This is a genomic window from Roseomonas sp. TS2, assembly GCF_058833935.1.
In genome coordinates this window covers 1-4,920 of sequence record NZ_JCACVY010000253.1, presented here as the reverse complement: position 1 = coordinate 4,920, position 4,920 = coordinate 1, and the positions used below count along the sequence as shown (strand labels likewise).

6 protein-coding genes and 1 riboswitch are annotated in these 4,920 nt (G+C 73.0%); of the genes, 1 reads left to right on the top strand and 5 read right to left on the bottom strand.

Annotated features, from left to right (window positions below; all coding sequences use genetic code 11):
• Positions 1-39 precede the first annotated feature (39 nt).
• The 5 genes from ACZJYS_RS22640 to ACZJYS_RS22620 form a co-directional block, all read right to left on the bottom strand.
• Positions 40-438, bottom strand: coding sequence for a MerR family transcriptional regulator (locus ACZJYS_RS22640; RefSeq protein ID WP_493180414.1), 399 nt, complete (start codon positions 436-438; stop codon positions 40-42).
• A gap of 77 nt (positions 439-515) precedes the next feature.
• Positions 516-1,337 carry a hypothetical protein gene (locus ACZJYS_RS22635; protein WP_493180413.1) on the bottom strand — a complete coding sequence of 274 codons (822 nt, stop codon included), beginning with the start codon at positions 1,335-1,337 and terminating at the stop codon, positions 516-518.
• A gap of 87 nt (positions 1,338-1,424) precedes the next feature.
• Positions 1,425-2,444, bottom strand: a complete 1,020-nt coding sequence (locus ACZJYS_RS22630) for an ABC transporter substrate-binding protein (protein WP_493180412.1) — start codon at positions 2,442-2,444, stop codon at positions 1,425-1,427.
• A gap of 8 nt (positions 2,445-2,452) precedes the next feature.
• On the bottom strand, positions 2,453-3,199 hold the full coding sequence (locus ACZJYS_RS22625; protein ID WP_493180411.1) for an ABC transporter permease: 747 nt from the start codon (positions 3,197-3,199) through the stop codon (positions 2,453-2,455).
• Positions 3,196-3,927, bottom strand: coding sequence for an ABC transporter ATP-binding protein (locus tag ACZJYS_RS22620; protein WP_493180410.1), 732 nt, complete (start codon positions 3,925-3,927; stop codon positions 3,196-3,198). The genes ACZJYS_RS22625 and ACZJYS_RS22620 overlap by 4 nt, the downstream gene beginning before the upstream one ends.
• Positions 3,922-4,032: riboswitch (TPP riboswitch) on the bottom strand. It overlaps the preceding gene by 6 nt.
• 77 nt (positions 4,033-4,109) lie before the next feature.
• Here ACZJYS_RS22620 and ACZJYS_RS22615 point away from each other — a divergent pair.
• Positions 4,110-4,920: arginase family protein (locus tag ACZJYS_RS22615; protein ID WP_493180409.1), on the top strand; the 811-nt coding region annotated here is incomplete at its 3' end.

The window sequence follows — 4,920 nt, the reverse complement described above, 5'->3', positions numbered from 1 at the left end:
GGTGGGCGGGTGGTAGGCGGGCATGCGTGGCGGTCTCCCTCAGGCAGCGTCGTGGCAGGCGCAGCGGAGGCGCGCCTGCGCATCCTCCCGCATCGCCTCCAGCTCGGTGATGGTCTCGTCCAGCTCGCGGCGCATCTGCCGCAGCTCGGCCAGCCGCGCCTCGATGCGGGCGAGGCCGAGGCGGAACTGCGCCGCGTTCGGCCGCCCGGCGCGGTACTGCGCCAGGTACTCGCCGATCTGCTCCAGGGAGAAGCCAAGGTGGCGGAACTTCTGGATCAGCCGCAGCCGGGCATGGTCGCGGTAGTCATAGACCCGCGCCCCGTCCTGCCGGCGGGGGTGCAGCAGGCCGCGCGCCTCGTAGAAGCGCAGCGCCTGCGCGGTGAGCCCGAACTCGCGCGCCAGCGCGGAGACGGACCAGAGCTTCGCCCGGTCGGCCACGCCTGTTTCTTCCTCCCTATCGGGCGAAATCAGCGCATGGCGGCCGGGCTAAAGTCAACTTGAGAGTGTGGGGCCGCTCAGGCGGCGCGTGCCGGCGCGGCGCCATCCCCGGCCGGCAGCAGGGCCAGCACCGCGCCATCCAGCCCGCCCGGCGGCAGCCCGGCCTCGGCGCGCAGCACCGCCAGCCCGGCCAGGCTGCGGCGGCCGAGGATGCCGTCGATCGAGCCGTCATACAGGCCGCGCGCGCGGAGCAGGCGCTGCACGGCGCGCACCTGCTCCAGCCCCGGCCAGGGCAGGCAGGCCTGGGCGCGCGCCAGCCAGGCGAAGCGGTCCTGCAACCCCACCAGCCCGCCATTGATGCGCCGGCTGAGGCCGGTGAAGTCCCCCGCGTCGCAATAGGGGTTCAGCGCCTTCCAGACCCAGACGCCGCAGGCCACCGCCAGGGCGTGCTGCGGCGTGGCGGCCAGCTCGGGCTGTGCCTCCAGCGGCAGGCCGGCAAGGGCGCCCACGGCGCGGTAGGCATCCCGCCCGGTGAGCTGGAGATAGCCGCGCCCGCGGTAGCGGTAGCCATCACCCGGCCGGTCATTGCCCATGCGGCCGCCATAGACGCGCTCGGCCAGCGCCTCGGGGTTCCGCGCGCAGGGCGTGGCGGCCGCCAGGGTGGGGAAGCGCGCCGGCCACACCTGCATCAGCCGCGCGGCGGAATAGGACAAATCCTCCTCCACCCGGCGCAGCCCCTCCGATTCATGGCCGAGCTGGGCCAGGAAGAAATGGCAGCGCGCCGGCCGGGCGTGCAGCCCGGCCTGGTGGAACAGCGCCGTGGCGGAGGCGAGGAAGGCGCTGCGGTGCGCCTCGGGCGCCCCGGGGAAAAGCTGCTGGAATTGCGCGGCGGAGAGCATGGCGGACCCTTTCGCTAAGGCTTATTTTCCTAGCAAAAGGGCCGCGCCGCAGTAAAGGAATATATACCTATATCGTGGAAGGTGCCGTCAGGCCACCGGCAGCTCCACCGCATACTGCTCCAGCGGCGGCACGGCGCGGATCATCTTCCGCCCCTCCAGGAAGCGGGCGAAGCGCTGATAGCGGTTGGCATCGAGCGCCGCGGGGGCGAGGGAGAAGCGGTTCAGCGTATCCTTGAAGGCGCGGCGGTTCAGCTCGTTGTCCAGCTCCCGCCGCTGGCCGGCGATGAACATGGTCCAGCTCTCCTCCGGGTTGTTGACGAGGAAGGTGGTGGCGGCCTCCAGCGCGTCCATGAAGCGGCGGAGCGCGGGGTCCTTCACCCGGTCGCGGTGCGCCACGTAGATCAGTTCGTCATAGATCGGCATTCCGTGCTGCTCGGGATAGAAGGCGCGGCCGGGGCGCTTCTCGATCTCCATCTGGTGCAGCTCGAAATTGCGGAAGCCGCCCAGGATGGCATCCACCTGCCCCGCCATCAGCGCCGAGGACAGGCCGAAATTGACGTTGACCAGCGTCACGTCGCGCGAGGAGAGGCCGACCGTGCCGAGGATGGTGTCGAGCGCCACCTCCTCGAAGCCGGCGGTGCTGAAGCCGACCTTCCTGCCCTTGAGGTCCTCCAGCCGCTTCACCGGCCCGTCGCGCAGCACGGAGAGGGTGGAGAGCGGCGTGGCCACCAGCGTGCCGACGCGCGCCAGCGGCAGGCCCTGGTCCACCGCCAGGTGCAGGTTCTTCTGGTAGTAGACGCCGAGATCGGCCTGCTTCGCCGCCACCAGCCGGGGCGGATCGTTCGGGTCGGCCGGCGCCACCAGCCGCACCTCCAGCCCGGCGCGGGCGAAGTGCCCGCCCTCCTGCGCCACGATGATCGGCGCGTGGTCGGGGTTGACGAACCAGTCCAGCAGCAGGGTGAGCTTGGCCGGGGTGGCGGTGGCGGCGGGCGCCGGAGCCTGTGCCGGGGACTGGGCCGGTGACTGGGCCTGGGCGGCCCCGGCGGTGGCGGCGGGCAGGGCGAGGGCGGCGAGCGCCGGCAGCGCCCGGCGGGAGATCGGGGTCATGGGTTTCCTCACGCTTCTTCGGAAAGCTGGTCGGGCTGCCAGGGCAGCAGCGCCCGCAGCAGCCGGTCGGTGGCGAACCACAGCGCCATGGCCATGGCGGCCAGGAGGGTGAGCGCCGCGAACATCATGTCCGTCTGGCTGCGGCCATTGGCCTGCAGCATGACGTAGCCGAGCCCGGCCGAGGCGCCGACCCACTCGCCCACCACGGCGCCGATCGGCGCCACGGCGGCGGCCACGCGCAGGCCGGAGGCCAGGCCGGGCAGCGCCGCCGGCACGCGGATGCGCCACAGCACGGCGGCGCGCCCGGCGCCCATGGTGGCTGCGAGGTCGAGCCAGCCCGGCTCGGTGCGGCGCAGCCCGTCATAGAAGGCGGTGGCGACGGGGAAGAAGATGATCACCGTGGCCATGGCCACCTTGCTGGCCAGCCCATAGCCCAGCCACAGCACCAGCAGCGGCGCGATGGCGAAGACCGGGATGGCCTGGCTGGCGATCAGCAGCGGCAGCACCCAGCGCCGCGCGCCGCGCCAGGCCGCCAGCAGCAGCGCCGTGCCCATGCCGAGCAGCGTGCCGAGCAGCAGGCCAAGGACGATCTCGGTGGCGGTGGTGCCGGCATGGCCGAGCAGGATGTCCCACCGCGCCACCAGCGCCGCGGCCACGCGCGTCGGCGCCGGCAGCAGGAAGGGGGGCACCTCGCTCCACCACACATAGCCTTCCCAGGCCAGCAGCAGGCCGATCGCGGCGATGAGCGGCCTCATGCCGCCTCCGCCAGACGTTCGAGCAGCGCCGCCTGGGCGGCCAGCACATCCGGGTCGTGCGCGGCGCGCAGCGGCGGGGAAGGGGGCATCGGGTGATCCTCGGGCACGGCGCCGTCCTCGCCGGGGCGCAGCACCAGCACGCGGTGGGCGAGGCGCAGCGCCTCCAGCGGGTCGTGCGTCACCAGCAGCACGGTGCGTCCCTGGAGCAATCCGGCAGCCAGGGATTGCAGGCGGTGCCGGGTCGGCGCGTCCACCGCCGAGAAGGGCTCGTCCATCAGCACGAAGGGGCGGTCTTCCATCAGCGTGCGGGCCAGCGCCGCGCGCTGCCGCATGCCGCCCGAAAGCTCGGCCGGGCGGGCGCGCTCGCGCCCCGCCAGCCCCACCGCCGCGATCAGGTCGCGCGCCCGCGCCGCATCGGGGCGTTGCCCGCGCAGCCGGGTGCCGAGGCCGACATTCTCCGCCAGCGTCAGCCAGGGCAGCAGCAGGTCCTGCTGGCCCATCCAGGCGATGCGGCCGGCGAGCGGCAGGCCATCGGCGGGGGCGATGCGGGTGCCCTCGGGCGCCGGCAGCAGCCCGGCCAGCAGCCGCAGCAGGGTGGATTTGCCGACGCCGGAGGGGCCGAGCAGCGCCGTGACCTCGCCACCGGCGAAATCGAGCGCGAGCCGGCCGAGCACGGCACGGCCGCCGAGACGGATTCCAGGCAGGGACACGCCAAGCGAGGGCGCCATTGCGATCACCGATCCCTTCGCCGGCATGACCCGGATCAGGTTCTAGGGGTCGCAGGGCCCATCCCTGCCTCTCAGCCCGCGAATCGGACTCCCCCCGGAGGATGACAACTCTATGCCGCTGCGATGACAGCGGCGCAAGCCGACCCTTTGCGAAGCGGGGCGCCGCCCCACATGCTGCGCCGATGGAAGCGCCGCTGCTGATCGGGTCCGAGATCTACCGCAAATCGACCTACGGGCCGAAGCACCCGCTCGCCATCCCCCGCGTCTCCACGGCGCTGGACCTGATCGGCGCGCTGGGCTGGCTGGACCCGGCCCGCTACATCGACAGCCCGCGCGCCACGCCGGAGCAGCTCGCCCGCTTCCACCACCCGGACTACATCGCGGCGCTGGTGGCGGCCGAGGCGGCGCAGGACGTGCCGCCCGAAGCGCGCGAGCGCCACCACATCGGCGCGCGCGGCAACCCGGTCTATCGCGAGGTGTTCCGCCGCCCCGCCACCGGCGCCGGCGGTGTCATGCTGGCCGCGCGCCTCACCGCGCAGGGCGGCACCGTGCATGTGCCAGGGGGCGGCACCCACCACGGCCGGCCGGACCGTGCCAGCGGCTTCTGCTACCTGAACGACGCGGTGCTCGGCCTGCTCGCCTGGCTGGACCTCGGCCTGACCAACATCCTCTACCTCGACATCGACGCGCATCACGGCGATGGGGTTCAGGACGCCTTCCATGACGATCCGCGCGTCTTCACCCTCTCCATCCACGAGGCGGGGCGCTGGCCGTACACGGGCCTGCTGGAGGACCGCGCCGGAGGGCACGCCCGCAACATCCCCGTGCCGCAGGGGCTGAACGACACGGAATTCGCCTACCTGCTGCACCATGCGGTGATGCCGGTGATCCGCCACCTCCGCCCGCAGGCCATCATGCTGCAATGCGGCGCCGACGCGTTGGAGGAGGACCCGCTGGCCAAGCTCAGCCTCTCCAACAACGCCCATTGGCAGG